Annotated in this window: 15 protein-coding genes; 4 read left to right on the forward strand and 11 right to left on the reverse strand. The window is 72.1% G+C overall.

Features of this window, described 5'->3' with window-relative positions; genetic code table 11:
* From QK442_RS29175 to QK442_RS29220, 10 genes are all read right to left on the reverse strand, one after another.
* On the reverse strand, nucleotides 1-1,188 hold a 1,188-nt coding region (locus QK442_RS29175; RefSeq protein ID WP_282697090.1), incomplete at its 3' end, for a 3-hydroxybenzoate 6-monooxygenase.
* Between the two features lie 102 nt (nucleotides 1,189-1,290).
* Nucleotides 1,291-1,623 carry a hypothetical protein gene (locus tag QK442_RS29180; protein WP_282697091.1) on the reverse strand — a complete coding sequence of 111 codons (333 nt, stop codon included), beginning with the start codon at nucleotides 1,621-1,623 and terminating at the stop codon, nucleotides 1,291-1,293.
* Complete coding sequence (locus QK442_RS29185) at nucleotides 1,611-3,497, reverse strand: anthranilate synthase family protein (protein WP_282697150.1); 1,887 nt, start codon at nucleotides 3,495-3,497, stop codon at nucleotides 1,611-1,613. The genes QK442_RS29180 and QK442_RS29185 overlap by 13 nt, the downstream gene beginning before the upstream one ends.
* A 62-nt stretch (nucleotides 3,498-3,559) precedes the next feature.
* Nucleotides 3,560-4,174, reverse strand: coding sequence for an isochorismatase family protein (locus QK442_RS29190; RefSeq protein ID WP_282697151.1), 615 nt, complete (start codon nucleotides 4,172-4,174; stop codon nucleotides 3,560-3,562).
* Nucleotides 4,175-4,229: 55 nt separating this feature from the next.
* Nucleotides 4,230-5,003, reverse strand: a complete 774-nt coding sequence (locus tag QK442_RS29195; RefSeq protein ID WP_282697092.1) for a 2,3-dihydro-2,3-dihydroxybenzoate dehydrogenase — start codon at nucleotides 5,001-5,003, stop codon at nucleotides 4,230-4,232.
* Nucleotides 5,004-5,064: 61 nt separating this feature from the next.
* The gene (locus tag QK442_RS29200; protein WP_282697093.1) at nucleotides 5,065-6,225 is read right to left on the reverse strand and encodes a 3-deoxy-7-phosphoheptulonate synthase; all 1,161 of its coding nucleotides are present in this window, start codon (nucleotides 6,223-6,225) and stop codon (nucleotides 5,065-5,067) included.
* Between the two features lie 187 nt (nucleotides 6,226-6,412).
* Complete coding sequence (gene asnB, locus QK442_RS29205; RefSeq protein ID WP_282697094.1) at nucleotides 6,413-8,263, reverse strand: asparagine synthase (glutamine-hydrolyzing); 1,851 nt, start codon at nucleotides 8,261-8,263, stop codon at nucleotides 6,413-6,415.
* A gap of 37 nt (nucleotides 8,264-8,300) precedes the next feature.
* Entirely contained in the window at nucleotides 8,301-8,555 is a 255-nt protein-coding gene (locus tag QK442_RS29210; RefSeq protein WP_282697095.1) for a helix-turn-helix transcriptional regulator, read from the reverse strand.
* A gap of 360 nt (nucleotides 8,556-8,915) precedes the next feature.
* On the reverse strand, nucleotides 8,916-9,677 hold the full coding sequence (locus QK442_RS29215) for an SDR family oxidoreductase (RefSeq protein ID WP_282697096.1): 762 nt from the start codon (nucleotides 9,675-9,677) through the stop codon (nucleotides 8,916-8,918).
* Nucleotides 9,678-9,724: 47 nt separating this feature from the next.
* Complete coding sequence (locus QK442_RS29220; protein ID WP_282697097.1) at nucleotides 9,725-11,134, reverse strand: MFS transporter; 1,410 nt, start codon at nucleotides 11,132-11,134, stop codon at nucleotides 9,725-9,727.
* Nucleotides 11,135-11,434: 300 nt separating this feature from the next.
* On the opposite strand from QK442_RS29220, the gene QK442_RS29225 reads away from it, so the two are divergent.
* The 4 genes from QK442_RS29225 to QK442_RS29240 all read left to right on the forward strand — a co-directional run bounded on the left by QK442_RS29225 (nucleotide 11,435) and on the right by QK442_RS29240 (nucleotide 16,131).
* The gene (locus QK442_RS29225) at nucleotides 11,435-11,893 is read left to right on the forward strand and encodes an AtaL-like protein (RefSeq protein ID WP_282697098.1); all 459 of its coding nucleotides are present in this window, start codon (nucleotides 11,435-11,437) and stop codon (nucleotides 11,891-11,893) included.
* 131 nt (nucleotides 11,894-12,024) lie between these two features.
* On the forward strand, nucleotides 12,025-13,668 hold the full coding sequence (locus QK442_RS29230) for an FAD-binding protein (RefSeq protein WP_282697099.1): 1,644 nt from the start codon (nucleotides 12,025-12,027) through the stop codon (nucleotides 13,666-13,668).
* A gap of 89 nt (nucleotides 13,669-13,757) precedes the next feature.
* Nucleotides 13,758-15,425 (forward strand): FAD-binding protein, encoded by a 1,668-nt coding sequence (locus tag QK442_RS29235; protein ID WP_282697152.1) that lies wholly within the window; start codon nucleotides 13,758-13,760, stop codon nucleotides 15,423-15,425.
* Between the two features lie 124 nt (nucleotides 15,426-15,549).
* The gene (locus QK442_RS29240; RefSeq protein WP_282697100.1) at nucleotides 15,550-16,131 is read left to right on the forward strand and encodes a TetR/AcrR family transcriptional regulator; all 582 of its coding nucleotides are present in this window, start codon (nucleotides 15,550-15,552) and stop codon (nucleotides 16,129-16,131) included.
* A 56-nt stretch (nucleotides 16,132-16,187) separates the two neighbouring features.
* Here QK442_RS29240 and QK442_RS29245 read toward each other — a convergent pair whose 3' ends face one another.
* Complete coding sequence (locus QK442_RS29245; protein WP_282697101.1) at nucleotides 16,188-17,708, reverse strand: FAD-dependent monooxygenase; 1,521 nt, start codon at nucleotides 17,706-17,708, stop codon at nucleotides 16,188-16,190.
* Nucleotides 17,709-17,736 lie beyond the last annotated feature (28 nt).

Genomic DNA, 17,736 nt, shown 5'->3' on the forward strand with positions numbered 1-17,736 from the left:
GACCGGCCCGCCGGTGAGGCCGCCCGAGACCGGGAAGCCGTGCAACCAGTCGACCTTGTCGTGCAGGTCGGTCTCGGAGAAAGCGGACAGCATGGCGTTGCGGGCCTTCGCCCCGTCGCCGGCCGGGTGGTACAGCTGGGTGCCCATCTCGCGGGCGACGAGCTGCGCCTTGGCCGTGCGGTCGTAGCGCTCGGAGGCGTACTTCCGCAGGCTCGGGGCGATGGCGTCGCGGTCGAGGAGTTCACCGAGGGCGACAGCGTCCTCCAGAGCCATGCACGCGCCCTGGGCGGCGTACTGGAGCATGGGATGGGCGGCGTCGCCGAGGAGCGTCACCCGGCCGTCCGTCCAGTCGCCGACGGGGTCACGGTCGCACAGGACCCAGGTCCTCCAGTCCTCGCCGAGTTCCAGCAGACGGCGGGTGGTGTCGCCCAGGCCGGGGAACTCCGACAGCACGTGGGTACGGTCGACGGGCTCCCCGGCGACGGCGACGGTCGCGCCGTCGTCGCGGGTGGCGGCGAGATTCAGGTACTCGCCACCGCCGATCGCGTAGTGGACGAAGTGCCACGCGGGCCCCGCCCACAGGGTGACGGCGTTCCAGCGCAGGTCCTCGGGCACCTTCTCCATCGGGATCACGGAGCGGTAGATGGTGTGGCCGGACACCCGGGGTTCGCCGTCGCCGACGAGCTGGGCGCGGACCACGGAGCGGATGCCGTCCGCGCCGATCAGCGCGTCGCCGGTGACCGAGGTGCCGTCCGCCAGAGCGACCGTGACCCTCTCGGCGTCCTGCGTGTAGCCGGTCACCGACGCGCCCGCGACCAGCGTGACGCGGGAGGCGGCGCGGCAGGCCCGCAGCAGCGGCTCGTACAGGTCGCCGCGGTGCACGACGGCGTACGGGTTGCGGAACCGCGCGCGGTAGGACTCGGTGAGCGGCATGCGGGCCACGCACGCGCCCGACGTGCCGTCCATGAAACGCAGTTCGTCGATGAAGACGGCCCTGTCGCGGACGTCCGCGCCCACGCCGAGGCGGTCCAGGGCCCAGAAGGCGTTAGGGCCCAGCTGGATGCCGGCACCGAGCTCCTCGAAGGCCCGGCGGCGTTCCAGCACGACGACGTCGTGCCCCTGCCGCTCGACGCTCAGCGCGGCGGCCAGCCCGCCGATGCCGCCCCCGGCGACAATGATCCTCGCCATGATGTGTGAACAGTCCCTTCCATGTCGGTGTGATGCGCTCGGAGCCCGGGACGCGCGCGGTCAGGGCCTCCGCCGGGAGGCGGTGCCGGTGGGCGTCGTCGCTCACTCCTCCAGCGCGAGTCCGCGGCCGGTGAGGGCCGTCGTGGAGAACAGCCCCTCGACGGTGGCCTCGACGTCGAAGGCGGACACGGAAGTCGGGGGACGGCCGATGAGTTCGGCGGCCCGCGGCGCCAGCGGAACCGCGGCGGCCTCGGCGGACTCCCACAGGAGCACCGCGCCCCAGCGCTGCCGCGCCGTGTCCGAGATCCAGAACTTCAGCCGCAGGCCGGGCACCTGGGCGAAGCGGTCCATGGCCTCGTCCCGCAGGAACGGGCGCAGGGATTGCACCGTCTGCGCGGAGTCGGCGAGGTCCCACCACACGATCACCGCGTGCACGAGCGCAGCACCTCCGTCAGCTGGGACGCGGTGATGGCCATGCCGTGCTGGGAGAGCACCGACTCGGCGTGGAACTGCAGGGAGGCGAACCCGCTGCCGCGCAGGGCGTGGACCTCGCCGCTCTCGGGGTCGCGGCAGATCTCCACGACGCCGCGGACGGGGTGCTCGGTCTTGTCGGAGTCGGAGCGCGCGGCGAAGGTGTTGTAGAAGCCGACGCGCTCCCGCTGCCCGAAGAGGTCGATCTCGCGCTGCACGCCCTGGTTGGGGGTGTCCCGCCGGACCAGCGGCAGGCCGAGGAGCGTGGCGAGTACCTGGTGGCTCAGGCAGACCGCCAGGAACGGCCGCCGGCTTTCCAGCAGCCGGCTGACGGTGCCGCGCAGATGCGCGATCTTGGGGTCGTCCGTGACGCGCGGGTCGCCCGGTCCTGGGCCCATCACGACCAGGTCGTGGGCGTCGGTGTCGTACGGCTCGTCGAACCGCCGCACCGTCACCGTGAGGCCGAGCGAGGCGAGCTGGTGCCCGATCATGGAGGTGAAGGTGTCCTCGGCGTCCACCACCAGCACGCTGAGACCGGCCAGTTCGGTGGCCCGCGCGGCGGCGTCCTCGACGGCGCCGGTCAGCCAGAAGTCGGCAATGGTCTCGTTGCGCCGGGCGAGCGCGCTGAGGACCTGCGGCTCGGTGGCGAGGCGGGTGGAGCCCGCGCCGTCCAGCGCCGCGAGCAGCCCGGCCGCCTTCGCGCGGGTCTCGGCGACCTCGGACGCCGGGTCGGAGTGGCGCACCAGCGTCGCCCCGACGCCGATCCGCAGTCGGCCGGAGCGGTCGAGGTCGGCGGTGCGGATGAGGATGGCGGAGTCCATGGCGCGGGCGCCGGAGACGTCCCGGCCGATGAGGGCGGCGACGCCGCTGTAGTAGCCGCGTCCTGCGGGCTCGTATCTGCTGATGACCTTGGCCGCGCTCTCCAGCGGGGAGCCGGTGACGGTCGGTGCGAACAGCGTCTCGCGCAGGATGTCGCGCACGTCACGGGTGGTGCGGCCCTCGATGAAGTACTCGGTGTGCGCCAGCCGCGCCATCTCCTTGAGATAGGGGCCGGTCACCCGGCCGCCGGTCTCGCAGATCCGGGCCATCATCTTCAGTTCCTCGTCGACGACCATGTACAGCTCGTCGGTCTCCTTGGGGTCGCCGAGGAAGTCGAGTACGCCGCTGAGGGCGGGGCCGCCGGCCGGGTAGCGGTAGGTGCCGCTGATGGGGTTCATCACGGCGGTGCCGTCGCGCAGGCTGACGTGCCGCTCGGGCGTCGCGCCGATGAACGTGCGCTCGCCGGTGTGGATCAGGAACGTCCAGTAGGCGCCGGTCTCGCGTTCGAGGAGCCGCCGGAAGAACGACAGGGCGACGGCGGGGGTGTATCCGGTGATGTCCGCGGTGAAGGAGCGCTTGATGACGAAGTTGGCGCCCTCGCCGGTGCCGATCTCGTCGGCGATCACCCGGCGCACCACCGAGGCGTAGGTGTCGTCGTCCGGTTCGAAGCGGCCGTCCGTCAGGGACACCGGCAGATCGGGCAGCCGGCGCAGGGTCGCGCCGAGCGGCAGGGTGTCCTGCTCGTCCACCTTCAGGGCGAGCAGGGGTTCGCCGTCGTCGGCGGCGGCGAACCCGCGCTCGGCGAGCTGCCGGTAGGGCACCAGGACGAGCACCTCGTGCCCGCCGCCCGTGCCGTCGGCTCCGTCTCCGGCCGGTGTGTCCTCCAGCGGTATGTCCGCCAGCGAGTCGCATGCGGTGATGTCGCCGAGCAGGAGGTCGACGACGCCGGGGCCGGTGGTGTGCGGCCGGTGCAGGAGGGCGAAGGCGGGCGGGTGGTCGTCGAGGACCCGCGTCAGCAGGTCGGCGTGGTGCGTGGCGTCGTGGTGCGTGGTGCGGTGTGTGGCGTCGTGGCGCGGGTCGGTCACCGGGCGTCCTCCAGCTCGGTCAGCAGCTGCTTGGTGGTGGCCACGCGGGCGCAGCGCTCCGCCGCGTAGGTCAGGGCCAGCCGGTGGTAGGCGGCGGAGAAGTCGGCCGTCGCGTCCGCGACCAGGAACGGCTGGATGTCGTGGGTGAAGGAGTCCACCGCGCTCATCAGCACGCCGACGTGGGCGTAGACGCCGCAGATGATGAGCTGGTCGCGGCCCGCCTCCCGCATCCGCTCCAGCAGGTCGGTGCGTACGAAGGCGCTGTAGCGCCATTTGGTGAGCAGCCAGTCCTGGGGCGCGGGCGCCAGCTCGTCGACCACCTGGCGGTCCTCGGGGGACGTGCGCATGCCCGGTCCCCAGAAGTCGCGCAGCAGACCGCGCTGTTCGGCGGTCATGTCGCCGGGCTGGGCGGTGTACGCCACTGGGATTCCGGCGGCGGCGCACCGCTCGCGCAGCAGGGCCGCGTTGCGTACCAGCGGACCGCCGGGGGAGTCGCCGGCCGCGAACGGCCGGAGGAAGTAGCGCTGCATGTCGTGGACCAGCAGGACGGCCCGGCGTGGGTCGGGGGTCCAGGACACCGTGCCGGGCGGCAGGTCGCCCTCGGCGGGCATCGGGTAGGACTCGATGGGCGGGATGCCCGGAGCGGGCGCGGTCACTGTGTTCTCCTCACTGGACACCGAGAGTCGCCCCGCCGTCCACGGTCAGACTGTGCAGAGTGATGTGGCCGGCCTCGTCCGACAGCAGGAAGGCGACCGCTTCGGCGATGTCCTCGGGCCGGGCGACCTTGCCGAGGGGGATGCCGGTCTTGAACGCCGAGGGCGTTCCGGCCACGGAGGTGCGTATGGCGGTGTCGCCCTCGTGCATGCCGCGCAGCATCGGGGTGTCCGTGGAGCCGGGGGCGACCACGTTGCAGCGGATGCCGTACGGGGCCACTTCCAGGCCCAGGCACTTGGTGAACGCGGTCGCCGCGGCCTTGGAGGCGGCATACGCGGCCATCTCGGTACGGGCGGTGCCGGCCGCGTTGGAGGCGACCGTGACGACGGCCCCGCCGCCCCGGGCCATCATGCGGTTCACCACCGCACGGGACATGTGGAAGACCCCGGTGGCGTTGACGGCGAAGGTGTCCGCCCAGTCCTGGTCGGTGAGCTTGCGGGCCTCGCCGAGTCGCAGCACGCCCGCCGCGTTGACCAGGTGGTCGACCGGTCCCACGGTGTCCTCGACGGTGCCGACGGCGCGGTCGACGTCCGCGCTCGACGTCACGTCGGCGGGGACGGCGGTGACCCGCAGCCCCTGGGCCGTCAGCCGGTCCACGGACTCCGTCAGCCGGGCGGGGTCCCTGTCCACGGCGGCGACCCGGGCGCCGCGCTCCGCGAGGGTGCGCGCGACGGCTTCGCCGATCCCCCCGGCCGCCCCGGTGACCAGGGCGATCCTGTCTTCCATGCTTCCTCCGTACGGGGTACGTGGTGGTGTGTGCTGTGCCGCGCCGGGATGCCGGTGCCCGTCAGCCGCGCCAGGCCGAGACCGCCTCGACGGCCTGTGCGGGGTTGAGCCGCGGGTCACAGAAGCTCAGGTACTTCTCGCCGACGCGGTCGAGGTACGAGGCGTTGCGCACGCACTCGGTGACCGTCTCCGGCGTCGTCTCCAGATGCAGCCCGCCGGCCGTGCCGCCGTTCTCGCGCACCGCCTGCTGGAACGCGTCGATCTCCCGTACGACGGTCTCCAGGAACCGGGTCTTCAGCCCGTTCGGGCCGCTGACCGTGTTGCCGTGCATGGGGTCGCTGAGCCAGATGACCGGATGCCCCGCCGAGGCGACGGCCCGGACCAGTTCCGGCAGCCGTTCGGCCGCGGCCTCCGCGCCCATCCGGGCGATCAGGGTGAGCCGGCCGGACCGCCGCCCGGGGTCCAGCTTCTCGCACAGGGCGAGCAGTTCGTCCACCGCGATGCCGGGGCCGACCTTGCAGGCGACCGGGTTGCTGACGGCGGCGAGCAGCGCGACGTGCGCGCCGTCGACCTGCCGGGTGCGCTCCCCGATCCACGGCCAGTGCGTGGAGGTCAGCAGCAGGGAGCCGTCCGGCTCCCGGCGCAGCAGGGGAAGCTCGTAGTCGAGCAGCAGGGCCTCGTGGCTGGTCCACACGGGCGGTTCGAGGCGGTGCCTGCGGGGTGTGCGCCAGCCGAGGTGGTGCATCGCGTCGCTGGCGGCGCGGTAACCGGACAGCAGGTGCGCCGGGTCGGGGCGGCGGCCCTCCGGGTCCGGCTCGGGGCGGTTGACCATGTGGCCCCGGTAGACGGGCAGTTCCACGCCGCCGACGATCTCGGTGGGCCGGGAGCGCGGCTTGCCGAACTGGCCGGCCAGCCGGCCCACCCGCAGCACCGGCTTCGGCGAGGCCAGCTTCATGGTGCCCGCCAGTACGTCGAGCAGGGCGGCCTTGCGGGCGATGTCCGACGGGTTGCATTCGGCCGGGTCCTCGGCGCAGTCACCCGCCTGCATGATCTGGACGTGCCCGGCGGCGGCCTCCAGCAGGAGGTCGCTCAGCCGGTGCACGGCCTCGGCGTCGACCAGCGGCGGCATGTGCGCCAGCTCGTCGCGGACCTGGGACACGCGCTGTTCGTCTGACCAGTCGGGCTGTTGGGGGGCGGGCAGCGTACGCAGATGCGATGACATGTCGGTCACGGGAACCCCACGGGTGATAGGCCGGTACACCGTTCTGGGACGGCATCGGGGAAGCGGGTGCGAGTGGTAGGGGTGAGGGCACGGGCACGGGCATGGGCACGGCGCCGGCCGGCGGCCGGGCATGCGGCCGACGCCGGTGGCGGTGCCGTGCCCGCGTGGGTGTGGGTATGGGCGCCGGTCAGAGCTCGACGCGGACGTCGTAGTCGGAGACCCAGGTGTTGAACTCGATCAGGCGCTCGAGGACGGCGCGGGCGCTCCAGGGACCGCCGACCGCGAAGGAGCCCACGGGCCGGTCGAGCAACCGACGCACCTCCTCCTCGGAGACGATGCGCAGCACCGGGGCGTTCTCGGTGAGGATCTCCTCGACCTTCTGCCGCAGGGCGAGTTCGTACGAGCCGTCCTGGGTGGACGGGTACGGGTTCTTCTTCCGGTCCAGGACCGAGTCGGGGAGCACACCGCGCATCGCCGCGCGCAGCAGGCTCTTCTCCCGCCCGTCGAAGTTCTTCATCGACCAGGGGGTGTTGTAGACGTACTCGACCAGTCGGTGGTCGGTGAACGGCACCCGGACCTCCAGGCTGACCGCCATGCTGACGCGGTCCTTGCGGTCCAGGAGGAAGTTCTCCCACCGGGTGATGTTGAGGTAGGTCAGCTCGCGCATCCGGGCCTCGTGGCCGCTCTCGCCGGGCAGGCGCGGGACCTCCTCCAGCGCCTCCGTGTAGCGCTGCTTGACGTAGTCGGTGAGGCCGAGACGGTCCCACAGCCCGACGTCGCGCAGCGCGCCGATGCCACCGGCCTTCTCGAAGGGGTGGTGCCAGGGGAAGCTGTCGAGCTCCACGGCCTCCTTGTCGTGGAACCAGGTGTAGCCACCGAACAGTTCGTCGGCCGCCTCGCCCGAGAGCGCCACCGTCATGCGCTCCTTGAGCGCGCGGCACAGCAGGAAGAGGGAGTACTCCATGTCACCGGTGGACACCGGCAGGTCCTGCGCCCGCAGCACCGCGCCGCGGACCTCCGGGTCGAGGATGTCGTCGTTGTCCAGCTCGACGATGATGTGCTCGGCACCGACCCGCTCGGCCACCTCGATGGCGAACGGGGTGTCCGGGTCCTCCCACTGGACGTTCGACTCGAAGCGCTGCTCGTGTCCCACGAAGTCCACGGAGAAGGCGCGGATCGGCTCGGTGATGCCACGCCGGGCGCGGGCGGCCGCCGCGAGCGCGGTGACGGCGCTGGAGTCCAGACCGCCGGAGAGCAGGGTGCCGACGGTGACGTCCGCGATGAGCTGCCGGTCGACGATGTCCTCCAGCAGGGCCCGCACGTGGGCCACCGTGGTCTCCAGGTCGTCGGTGTGCTCGCGGGCCTCCAGCTTCCAGTACGTCAGGACGCTGCTGCCGTCGCGCGAGAACCGCATCACGGTGGCCGGCAGCACCTCGCGCATGCCCTTGAACACCGCGTGGCCGGGCGTCTTGACGATGGAGAAGATCTCCCGCAGGCCCTCGGCGTCGACGACCGCCTCGACCTCGTCGTGGGCGAGGATGGCCTTGGGCTCGGAGCCGAAGACCACGCCGTCCGCGGTCGGGTAGTAGTAGAGGGGCTTGACGCCCATCCGGTCCCGGACCAGGAGGAGTTCCTCGGTACGCGGGTCCCAGATGGCGAACGCGTAGATGCCGTTGAGGCGCTCGGCGAACGAGGCTCCCCACTCCAGGTAGGCCCGCAGCACCACCTCGGTGTCGCTGGACGTGCGGAACTCGTGTCCCAGCGCGCCCAGTTCGTCCCGCAGCTCCTGGAAGTTGTACACCTCGCCGGTGTACGTGATGACCGGGAGGCTGTCGTCCTCCCCGGCGGTCATGGGCTGCCGTCCGCCCTCCAGGTCGATGACCGCGAGCCGGCGGTGCCCGAGTACCGCGTGCTCCGACGTCCACAGGCCGCCGGCGTCGGGACCCCGGCAGATCATGGTCTCGGTCATCGCGGAGGCCACCTCGACCGACCCGCTCAGGTCGCGTCCGTAACTCACCCATCCAGCCAGTCCGCACATGGGAATTCAGGTCCTTTCATTGAACATAGGCGGGCGGTCAGAAAGCCTCTGCGTCATGGATCAGCACATGTCGCGTCAACTGAACCCGACTGGATACGTCGAGCTTCAGGAAAGCGTTCCGCACATGTGTGTTGACCGTATGCGGGGACACCATCAGTTCTTCGGCCACGGCACGATTGCTCAGTCCTGCGGCCACCAGACGGGCGACCTGCAATTCGGCTGGCGTCAGCGCGTTCCAGCCCGATCGTGACCTGCTTGGACGAGCCCTCCTCGTCGCCTTGAGCGTCTGCATCGACTCGCTTTCCGTATCACTGCGTTACGAAGTCGGCGTATATCCGCCACGCCCTGCGGAGACGTGAGTTCCGACGTTTTCCGGGGGTGGTTACGGGAACGAGGCTGCCCTGACTTCCGACCGGACGGCAAAGCGGAACGCGGGACATCGTCAGACGTGCCGGAGAATGTCAGGAACCCGGTGCCCCGTCAGGTTCGACGGATTCTGTCACCGTCGGAGAACTCCGTCAGATCCGGGCGGTTGTGTCAGAACGGAGAGAGTTCGTCAGGTCCGGCGGGGAGGACTCGTGGGCGGGCGTACGCGAGGAGGGGGCCGCGGTGTCAGCGGCCCCCTCCTCACCTGCGATGCGCCTGCCGGTGGTCAGGCAGTGGCACCACCGTCGATCACGTGGTCGTGCCCGACGACGTAGCTGGACTCCTCCGACGCCAGCCACAGGACGGCGTTGGCGACCTCCTGCGGGTCGGCGACCCGGCCCAGCGGCACGGTCGGGGCCAGGCGGGCGTCACGCTGCTCGCGGGTCTCGCCCGGGAGGTAGGACATCGGGGTGTCGATCGGGCCGGGGCTGATGGAGTTGATGCGCACGCCCTGCTTGATGTACTCCAGCGCGGCGGTACGGGTCAGGAAGCTGACGCCGGCCTTCGAGGTCGAGTAGGCGCTCATGGTGGCCAGGCGCCAGTGGGCGCCCAGGTTGGAGGCGGTGTTGACGATGACGCCGCCGCCGTTGGCCGCCATGTGCGCGGTCTCGTGCTTCAGGGCGAGGAAGACGCCCGTGAGGTTGACGGCGAGCACCTTGTTCCACACGTCCTCGTCGTGCTCGCCGACCGGTGTGCCGCCGCCGAGGATGCCCGCGTTGTTGAAGGCGACGTGCAGACCGCCGTGGCGGGAGACCGCGGTGTCCACCATCGCCTTGACGCTCTCGGAGCTGGTGACGTCGACGACGACGCCGGACGCCTTGCCGCCCTCGGCCTCGATCAGCTTGACCGTCTCGTCGACGCCGCTCTTGTTGACGTCGGCCACGACGACGGTCGCGCCCTCCTTGGCGAAGGACAGCGCCGCGGTCCGGCCCAGCACGCCGCCGGCTCCGGTGACGAGAACGACCTTGTCGGTGAAACGCGCGTTCATGAGAACTCCTCTTTCTTCATGGTGATCATGTGATGCGTTGGTCTGTGTCAGTCGCGTACGGCGGTCCTGGACGACCCCGCCGCGCGCTGGAGCAGGACGAGTCCGGCGGCGACGGCCAGGGCGACGGCCGCCACGCCGAAGGCGAAGCCGTACCCGCTCGCGTCCGCCGCGGTTCCGCCGCCCCCGTGCCCGGCGGCGTGCGAGACGGCGAGCGGCACGAGGACGGCCAGCCCGACCGGGGGCCCGATCTCCATGGCCGTGTTCACGACCCCTCCGACCAGGCCGGACTCCTCGGGCGCGGTGCGCTCCACGGCCCATACGGTCGCCCCGGAGAAGGTGAGGCCGGCGCCCACCGGGAAGAGCGTGACCCCGACCACGAGCAGCCCCCAGTACGACGAGTCCGCGTCGAGCCCGCTCAGCAGCCCCATCCCGGCCGCCCCCAGGGCCAGCCCGGCGGCCGTCAGGACACCCGCCCCGAACCGGCGCGTGGCCCGGCCGCCGACCGCCGCGGTGAACAGCACCGCGAGGACGGGCGGCAGGAACGCCGCCGAGGTGCGCAGCGGTGAGTAGTCCAGCGACTTCTGGAAGAAGATCGCGAGGATGAAGAAGTACGTGGCCATCGCGGCGGCCGTCAGACCGATGGCGAGCAGCGCCGCCAGCCTGCGCGTGGACGCCAGCAGCGCAGGCGGCACCAGCGGCCGGGACGACCGGGCCTGGACCACCGCGAACAGGGCCAGGCCCAGGGCGCCGACGCCGATCCACACCCAGTCCGACTCGCCCAGACCGAAGATGAACGCGGTCAGCCCCGCGGTGATGAGCAGAGCGCCCGGCACGTCGAGACGTTCGGGCCGGCGTGCGGGACCCGTCGGCAGCAGGGGCGCGCACAGGGCGATCACCGCGGAGACGACGGCCGGCGCGACGAACACCCAGCGCCACTGGCCCCAGGAGAGGATCACCCCCGACAGGAGGTTGCCGGAGCCGGCGCCGATGCTGGCCAGCACCCCCCAGACCGCCAGCGCCCGGGTGCGCCGCGCCGGGTCCGGGAAGACCGAGCTGAGCAGCGCCATCGCGGCGGGGGCGGCGAGGGCCGCGCCCACGCCCTGGGCGAACCGGGCGGCCACCAGGACCCACAGCGTGGTGGCGGCCGCGGCGGCGAGCGAGGCGGCGCCGAAGGCGACCACCCCGGTGACGAACACCGCCCGGTGGCCGAGCAGGTCGGCGAGCCGGCCACCCAGGACCAGCAGCCCGCCGAACGACAGGCTGTAGGCGGAGGTGGCGAAGACGAGGTCTGTGTCGGTCAGGCGCAGGTCTCGCTGGATCACCGGCAGGGCCACCGTGATCACGGTGATCGTCGCGATCAGGGTGATCTGAACGGCGCCCAGGAGCGCGAAGGACAGTCCGGTCCGCTGCCGGGGCGGGGCGGTGTCGGATGGGACGTCCACAGAGGCGGTACCCATAGTCGAATGCTCATTCCAGTATAGGGGTGTATTGCTGCCGAACACGCCTTGTCTACGGTGATCAGAAGCTATCACGTACTTGAATGAGCGGTCTTAATCGAGGGGGGCAATCCGGACGGACCGCGGTGCGCGCCGTCGCTTTCCGGTCAGCGGCGAGCCGCCGCCAGACGGACGCGGAACGCGCGCGGCGCCCATGCTGCGGGGCCGCGCAACCTAGGAGATCGCATGTTCATGCGATGTCCCGGCGTTGCGGGCCGACCAGACTCCGGGCTGACCCACGGATCAGGAAGGCACTGTCATATGGCCATCTTCAGCTGGACGCTCCCTGTCGTCGGTCCGGGCGAAAACCCGGTCGGGCCGGACGCCGACCAGATCTGGGAGGGGTTGGTCCACAAGGCGGAGAACCCCAGCCCGTACGTACCGGCGGTGACGGCCTGCCGCGTCCTGGAACGCTACGACGACGGGTTCCTCCGCGAGATCACCGTCCGCGACACCGACCGGGTGCAGGAGCGCGTGCGGTTCGAGCACCGCGAGCGCGTGGTCTTCCGGCCGGTCGACGACCCCTGCATCGAGCAGATCGTCAACGAACTCGGCGAGGACGAGACGGGCCGGCCCACGCTGACCCTGCGCGTCACCCTCAGCCCCGCCGGGGTCGAGAAGGCCGAGCGGACTCGCTACTTCCTGCACGAGACGAAGCGCTACTTCTCGGACGCGCTGCAGTTCATCGTCGACGGCCTCGTCCAGCGCTCCACGCGCTGACCGCCGCGCCGACCGGTTCCCCGTTCCTTTCCCCCCCAGGGCACCGGAGGAGGCGCCCCGTGGCCCCGCCTCCGCGTACCGCACGCCCCCCACGCTGACCTGCCAGGAACCCGAAAGAGGAGCACACCACCATGTCAGGCCACTCCCGTCGCTCGTTCGTCAGAAACGTCGCGCTGGCAGGCGGCGTGACGGCCGCCCTGCCCGCCGTCACCGGCGCACCGGCGGTCGCCGCCACCGAGCCGTCGCGGACCGCCGAGGCGGTCGCGGCCAGGGAAGCCGGATCGGCCGTCGTCACGGTCACGCCCGGGGACCGCCGCTACCCCGACCTGACCTGGGGCAGTAACCAGCGCTGGGTGGGCACCCCGGACCAGGTGAGGCTGGTCAGCACGCCGGACCAGGTCCTGGCCGCCGTCCAGCAGGCCGTCAGCGGGGGCAAGGGCTTCGCGGTACGCAGCGGCGGCCACTGCTACGAGGACTTCGTCACCCATGGAGGCGTCCGCACGGTCATCGACCTGTCCGGCCTGAACGCGGTCGGGTACGACGAGACCCGCAGGGTGTTCTACGCCGAACCCGGCGCCCGCCTCGGCGACGTGTACCGGACCCTGTACCGCCAGTGGGGCGTCACCCTGCCCGGCGGCAGCTGCCCGACCGTGGGCGTCGGCGGCCATGTGGCCGGCGGCGGGTACGGCCCGCTGTCCCGGCGGCACGGCCTCATCGTCGACCATCTGTGGGGCGTGGAACTGGTCGTCGTCGACGCGGCCGGCAAGGCGTCGAAGGTGGTCGCCACCCGCGAGCCGGACGACCCCCGTCGCAGCCTGTGGTGGGCCCACACCGGAGGCGGCGGAGGCAACTTCGGCGTGGTCACCCGCTACCTGTTCCGCTCGCCCGGCGCCACCGGCACCGCCCCCGCCGACCAACTGCCCAAGCCGCCGTCCGAGGTCATCGTCGCGAACGTCACCTGGTCGTGGAGCGACATGACCGAGGCCGCGTTCACCCGCCTGCTGCGCAACTTCGGCACGTGGTACGAGAACAACAGCTCGCCCGACTCGCCGTACGCCGCGCTCTTCAGCCAGCTCAAGCCGCAGCACAAGTCGGCCGGCTCGTTCTCCATGACGACGCAGATCGACGCGTCCGTGCCGAACGCCGCCGCGCTGCTCGACTCCTACCTGGCAGCCGTCAACGAGGGAACCGGCGTCAGCTACCGGGTGGACGACCGCCGCACGATCCCCTGGCTGCACGCGGTCACCCAGTGGCCCGGCTTCACCGGCACCGACACCACCACGCGATTCAAGGGCAAGTCGGCCTACATGCGGCGCGGGTTCACCGACGCCAACCTCAAGGCGTTCTGGAAGCACATGACGCGCACCGACTACGCGCACCCCGCGTCGCTCGTCATGATCACCGCGTACGGCGGCAGGACGAACACCGTTCCGGCGGCGGCCACGGCGGTCCCGCAGCGCGACTCGATCCTCAAGCTCCACTACGTGAGCTTCTGGACCGACCCTGCCGAGGACGCCGTCCACCTCAACTGGGTCCGCACCTTCTACCAGGACGTGTACGCGGCCTCCGGCGGCGTGCCCGCCTCCAACGCCGACACCGACGGTTGCTTCGTCAACTACGCCGACGCGGACCTCGCGGACTCCCGGTACAACCTCTCGGGCATCCCGTGGCACGAGCTGTACTTCAAGTCCGGCTACCGGCGGCTGCAGACGGTGAAGGCCCAGTGGGACCCCAAGAACCTCTTCCGCCACTCGCTGTCGATCAAGGCGGGCTGACCATGGCCTCCAGCACCGGCTCCCGTACTCCTTCCCCCGACGACCGCGCCGGGGACACCCCGGCGGCCGGCTGGTCGCGACGGCGCCTGATGGCGGGCGCGGCCGCCCTGGCCGGCGCCGCGGTCCCGGTCGCCGCCGGCCGTGCCGCCGCCGCCCCCGCCACCGCGCCGACGGCGGCGGGCACGGCCGGGGCGGCGGAGGGAGCGCCGTTCCCGGCCGTCTCCGTCCGGCCCGGCGACGCCCGCTACCCCGACCTGGTGCGCGGCACCAACCAGCGCTGGACGGCCCGCCCGGGCAGCGTCCACCTGGTCGCCTCCACCGAGCAGGTGCGCGACGCGGTCCAGCGGGCCGTCGACGGGGGCAAGCGGCTCACCGTGCGCGGCGGCGGCCACTGCTACGAGGACTTCGTCTTCAACGACGCCGTCGAGACGGTCATCGACCTCTCCGAGATGACCGCGGTGCGCTACGACGAGCGGCGCGGCGCCTTCGAGGTCCAGGCCGGCGCCACGCTCACCGACGTCTACGAGCGCCTCTACAAGGCGTACGGAGTCGTCGTCCCGGGCGGAGTGTGCTACTCGGTCGGCGTGGGCGGGCACGTCAGCGGCGGCGGCTGGGGCATGCTCTGCCGTCGGGACGGTCTGATCGTGGACCACCTGTACGCCGTTGAGGTCGTCGTCGTGGACGCCCGGCGCCAGGCCCGCGCGGTGATCGCCACCCGCGAGCCGGACGACCCCCACCGCGACCTGTGGTGGGCGCACACCGGCGGCGGCGGGGGCAACTTCGGCGTGGTGACGCGGTACTGGTTCCGCTCCCCGGGCGCGACGGGCACCACCCCCGACACGCTGCTGCCCAAGCCCCCGGCCGAGGTCCTGCTCAGCGCGGTCTCCTGGCCCTGGGAGAGCATGACGGAACAGGCCGTGACCCGCCTGGTGCGCAACTACGGCGCCTGGCACGAGGCGCACGCCACGGCCGGCGGCCCGTACGACGGGCTGGTCGCCAACCTGAGCCTGAACCACCGTTCCAACGGCCAGATCGGCCTGCTGACCCAGCTGGACGCGACCGTCCCGGACGCGCGCGGCCTGCTGGACGCCTTCCTGCGGGCCGTCTCCGACGGCGTGGACGTGCCCCACGGAGCGCTGACCAGCGCGATGGGGGAGCACGGACCGATGCCGGAGTTCGCCACCCCGCGGCGGCTGCCCTGGCTCCAGGCCACGCGCTACCTGGGCGTCACCAACTCGGTCCTGGTCGATCCGACCCTGCGCGGCGACCAGAAGTCGGCCTATCAGCGCCGCAACATCCCCGAGCGGCAGATCGCCACGATGTACCGGCATCTGACCCGCACCGACTTCGCCAACCCGAACGCGATGGTGCTGCTCAGCTCCTACGGGGCGGCCGTCAACTCCGTGTCGCGGACCGCCACCGCCTCCGTCCACCGCGACTCGGCGTTCAAGCTGCTGTACCAGACGTACTGGAACGCGGCCGACGACGACGCCGCCAACATCACCTGGCTGCGCGAGATCTACGAGGACGTGTACGCCGGGACCGGCGGCGTCCCGGTGTCCGACGAGAACACCGACGGCTGCTACGTCAACTACCCGGACATCGACCTGAGCGACCCGGGCCGCAACCGGTCGGGCGTGCCCTGGAGCACGCTCTACTACGGCGAGAACTACCCGCGGCTGCAGCGGGTGAAGGCCGCCTGGGACCCGGCCGACTTCTTCCGGCACGGCCAGTCCATCCGACTGCCGGGGCGCTGACCTCCGCGCCCCGGCCCCGGTGCCGGACACGCCGCCCACCGGTGCCCGGCACCCGGAAAGCCCGCCCCACCCAGGGGGCGGGCTTTTCTGGATTGCTCGGTCTGTTTGTTGTTAGCCTCGGAACATGGCCAGAACCAAGGAATTCGATCCCGATGTGGTGCTCCGACTCGCGATGGACCTGTTCTGGGAACGGGGCTACGAGGCGACCTCGATGGCCGACCTCGTCGAGCACCTGGGCATCGGCCGGGCCAGCCTGTACAGCACCTTCGGCAGCAAGCACGACCTCTACCTGGCCGCCATGCGGCGGTACCTGCGGGGCAGCGAGGCGGGCTTCGTCACCGCGCTCGCCCAGCCGGGACCGGCTCTGCCGGCCGTGCGCGCCTTCGTGGAGAGCTGGGTCACCGAGGCCCTGACCGACCCGAACCGCCGGGGCTGCATGGTGGTGAACGCGGCGGTGGAGCTGGCCCCCCGCGACCCCGAGGTCACCCGCCAGGTGGAGGTGAGCTGGAGCGTCGTGGAGACGGCGCTGGTCTCCTCCCTGCTGCGGGCGCAGGCCCAGGGCGAGCTGGCCGCCGACAAGGACCCGCACGAGATCACCCACTTCCTGCTCGTGGTGATGCAGGGGATGCGGGTGATCGCGCGGGCCGCGCCGGAGGCCGAACGGCTCCGGGCCGCCGCCCGCCTCGCCCTGGCAGCCCTGGACTGACCGCGCGCGACGGGGGCCCGCCGACCGCTCGGCGGGCCCCCGTCGCGCGCGGTCCCTCACTCCGGGTCGGGGCCCCCGAACCAGCGCCGCAGCGCCGCCTGCAGCCCCTCGGTACCGGCCCCGTCGGCCGGCGCGCTCCAGGCCGCGTACCCGTCGGGGCGCAACAGGATCGCGTCCACGGGCAGCGCCTCCTCCGCCCAGGCCGTCACGACGTCCACGCGCCCGGCCCAGCCCGCGGCGGCCCGCCGTACATCCGCCCTGTCCGCCAGATCGAGCAGCACCGGCCGCCCGGCGTGCAGCAGTTCCGCCAGACCGGTCGTTCCATCGGCCGTCTTCAGCGGCAGCTCGGGCACGAACCGCCCCGCCAGCGGGTCCGCGGGCCGTCCGACGTCATAGACGATGTCCGAGCCACTGACCATGCCGGCCAGGTACGCGTTGACCTCGTCCATGCTCATGAGGTCGGCGAACAGTCGGCGCAGGGCGTCGGTGGACGGGCCCGGGTGCATCAGCGCCACCTGGGCGCGGACGTTCTCCAGCACCCGTGCGGCGACGGGATGCCGTTCTGCGTGGTACGTGTCGAGCAGCCCGGCCGGCGCTTCCCCCCGCACACAGGCGGCCAGTTTCCACCCCAGGTTGAGCGCGTCCTGCAGGCCGGTGTTGAGCCCCTGGCCGCCGGCCGGGAAGTGCACGTGCGCGCTGTCCCCGGCCAGCAGGACGCGCCCGGCGCGGTAGTGCTCCGCCTGCAACGCGGCGTCACTGAACCGGGAGAGATGGCGCGGCGCGTCCATCTCGACGGGGTGGCCGGTGATCCGCTCGACCTCCGCCCTGAACTCCTGGAAGGTGACAGGGGACTTGCGATCGGGATGCGGGCCGCGGAAGTCGTACGTCCCGACGCGGCTGTGGCCCTCGGGGCTCACCCAGAAGATCGTCCAGCCACGCGGGGTCCGGTTCCAGCCGCTCGGCGCGCCGGCGGGGTCGGCCAGCCGGACGTCCCCCATCAGACAGGAGATCGTCGGCAGCGTGCCGGTGAACGCGATGCCGGTCTTCCGCCGCACCGTGCTGCGGGCCCCGTCGCACCCCACGACCCACCCGGTCCGCACCACCCGCTCGCCGCCGTCCTCCCGACGAACCGTCACCTCCACCCGCTGACCGGTCTCCCGCACCTCGGTCACCTCGGCGCCCCGCACCACCCGCGCGCCCAGCCGGACGGCGCGCTGGGCGAAGACCGCCTCCGCGTAGGCCTGCGGACTGCCGACCATCGCGGGGAACTCCTCGATCACCGGGGCCAGGTCGAGGTGCGGCAGACCGCCGAAGTGGAACGGTACGTGCCGCCGCGGCGCCCGTCCGGCCACGTACCGGCCCGGCTGCACGGCCTCCAGCAGCCCGCGCCGGTGCAGCGACTGCGCGGTCCTGGCGTGCAGGGTCCCCGCCTTCGACTCGCCCGAGGGGTTCGGCTCCTTCTCCAGCACGGTCGTACGGACCCCGTACAGGGCCAGCTCACCGGCCAGCAGCATGCCGACCGGACCACCACCGACGATCACCACGTCCGCGTCCACGGCCGCTGGGCTCCTCTCCATGGGGCACCTCCCTGTGGGCGTCTCGGTC

The organism is Streptomyces sp. CC208A, assembly GCF_030010625.1.
Classification (GTDB): domain Bacteria; phylum Actinomycetota; class Actinomycetes; order Streptomycetales; family Streptomycetaceae; genus Streptomyces.

Excerpts from the sequence above, each read along its gene's own strand:
- QK442_RS29240 (WP_282697100.1), top strand. The coding sequence starts at position 15,550 with ATGGCCAGAACCAAGGAATTCGATCCCGATGTGGTGCTCCGACTCGCG.
- QK442_RS29195 (WP_282697092.1), bottom strand. The coding sequence starts at position 5,003 with ATGGAAGACAGGATCGCCCTGGTCACCGGGGCGGCCGGGGGGATCGGC.
- asnB (WP_282697094.1), bottom strand. The coding sequence starts at position 8,263 with ATGTGCGGACTGGCTGGATGGGTGAGTTACGGACGCGACCTGAGCGGG.
- QK442_RS29235 (WP_282697152.1), top strand. The coding sequence starts at position 13,758 with ATGGCGGGCGCGGCCGCCCTGGCCGGCGCCGCGGTCCCGGTCGCCGCC.
- QK442_RS29210 (WP_282697095.1), bottom strand. The coding sequence starts at position 8,555 with ATGCAGACGCTCAAGGCGACGAGGAGGGCTCGTCCAAGCAGGTCACGA.
- QK442_RS29225 (WP_282697098.1), top strand. The coding sequence starts at position 11,435 with ATGGCCATCTTCAGCTGGACGCTCCCTGTCGTCGGTCCGGGCGAAAAC.
- QK442_RS29220 (WP_282697097.1), bottom strand. The coding sequence starts at position 11,134 with ATGGGTACCGCCTCTGTGGACGTCCCATCCGACACCGCCCCGCCCCGG.
- QK442_RS29230 (WP_282697099.1), top strand. The coding sequence starts at position 12,025 with ATGTCAGGCCACTCCCGTCGCTCGTTCGTCAGAAACGTCGCGCTGGCA.
- QK442_RS29200 (WP_282697093.1), bottom strand. The coding sequence starts at position 6,225 with ATGTCATCGCATCTGCGTACGCTGCCCGCCCCCCAACAGCCCGACTGG.
- QK442_RS29190 (WP_282697151.1), bottom strand. The coding sequence starts at position 4,174 with ATGCCCGCCGAGGGCGACCTGCCGCCCGGCACGGTGTCCTGGACCCCC.
- QK442_RS29245 (WP_282697101.1), bottom strand. The coding sequence starts at position 17,708 with ATGGAGAGGAGCCCAGCGGCCGTGGACGCGGACGTGGTGATCGTCGGT.
- QK442_RS29215 (WP_282697096.1), bottom strand. The coding sequence starts at position 9,677 with ATGAACGCGCGTTTCACCGACAAGGTCGTTCTCGTCACCGGAGCCGGC.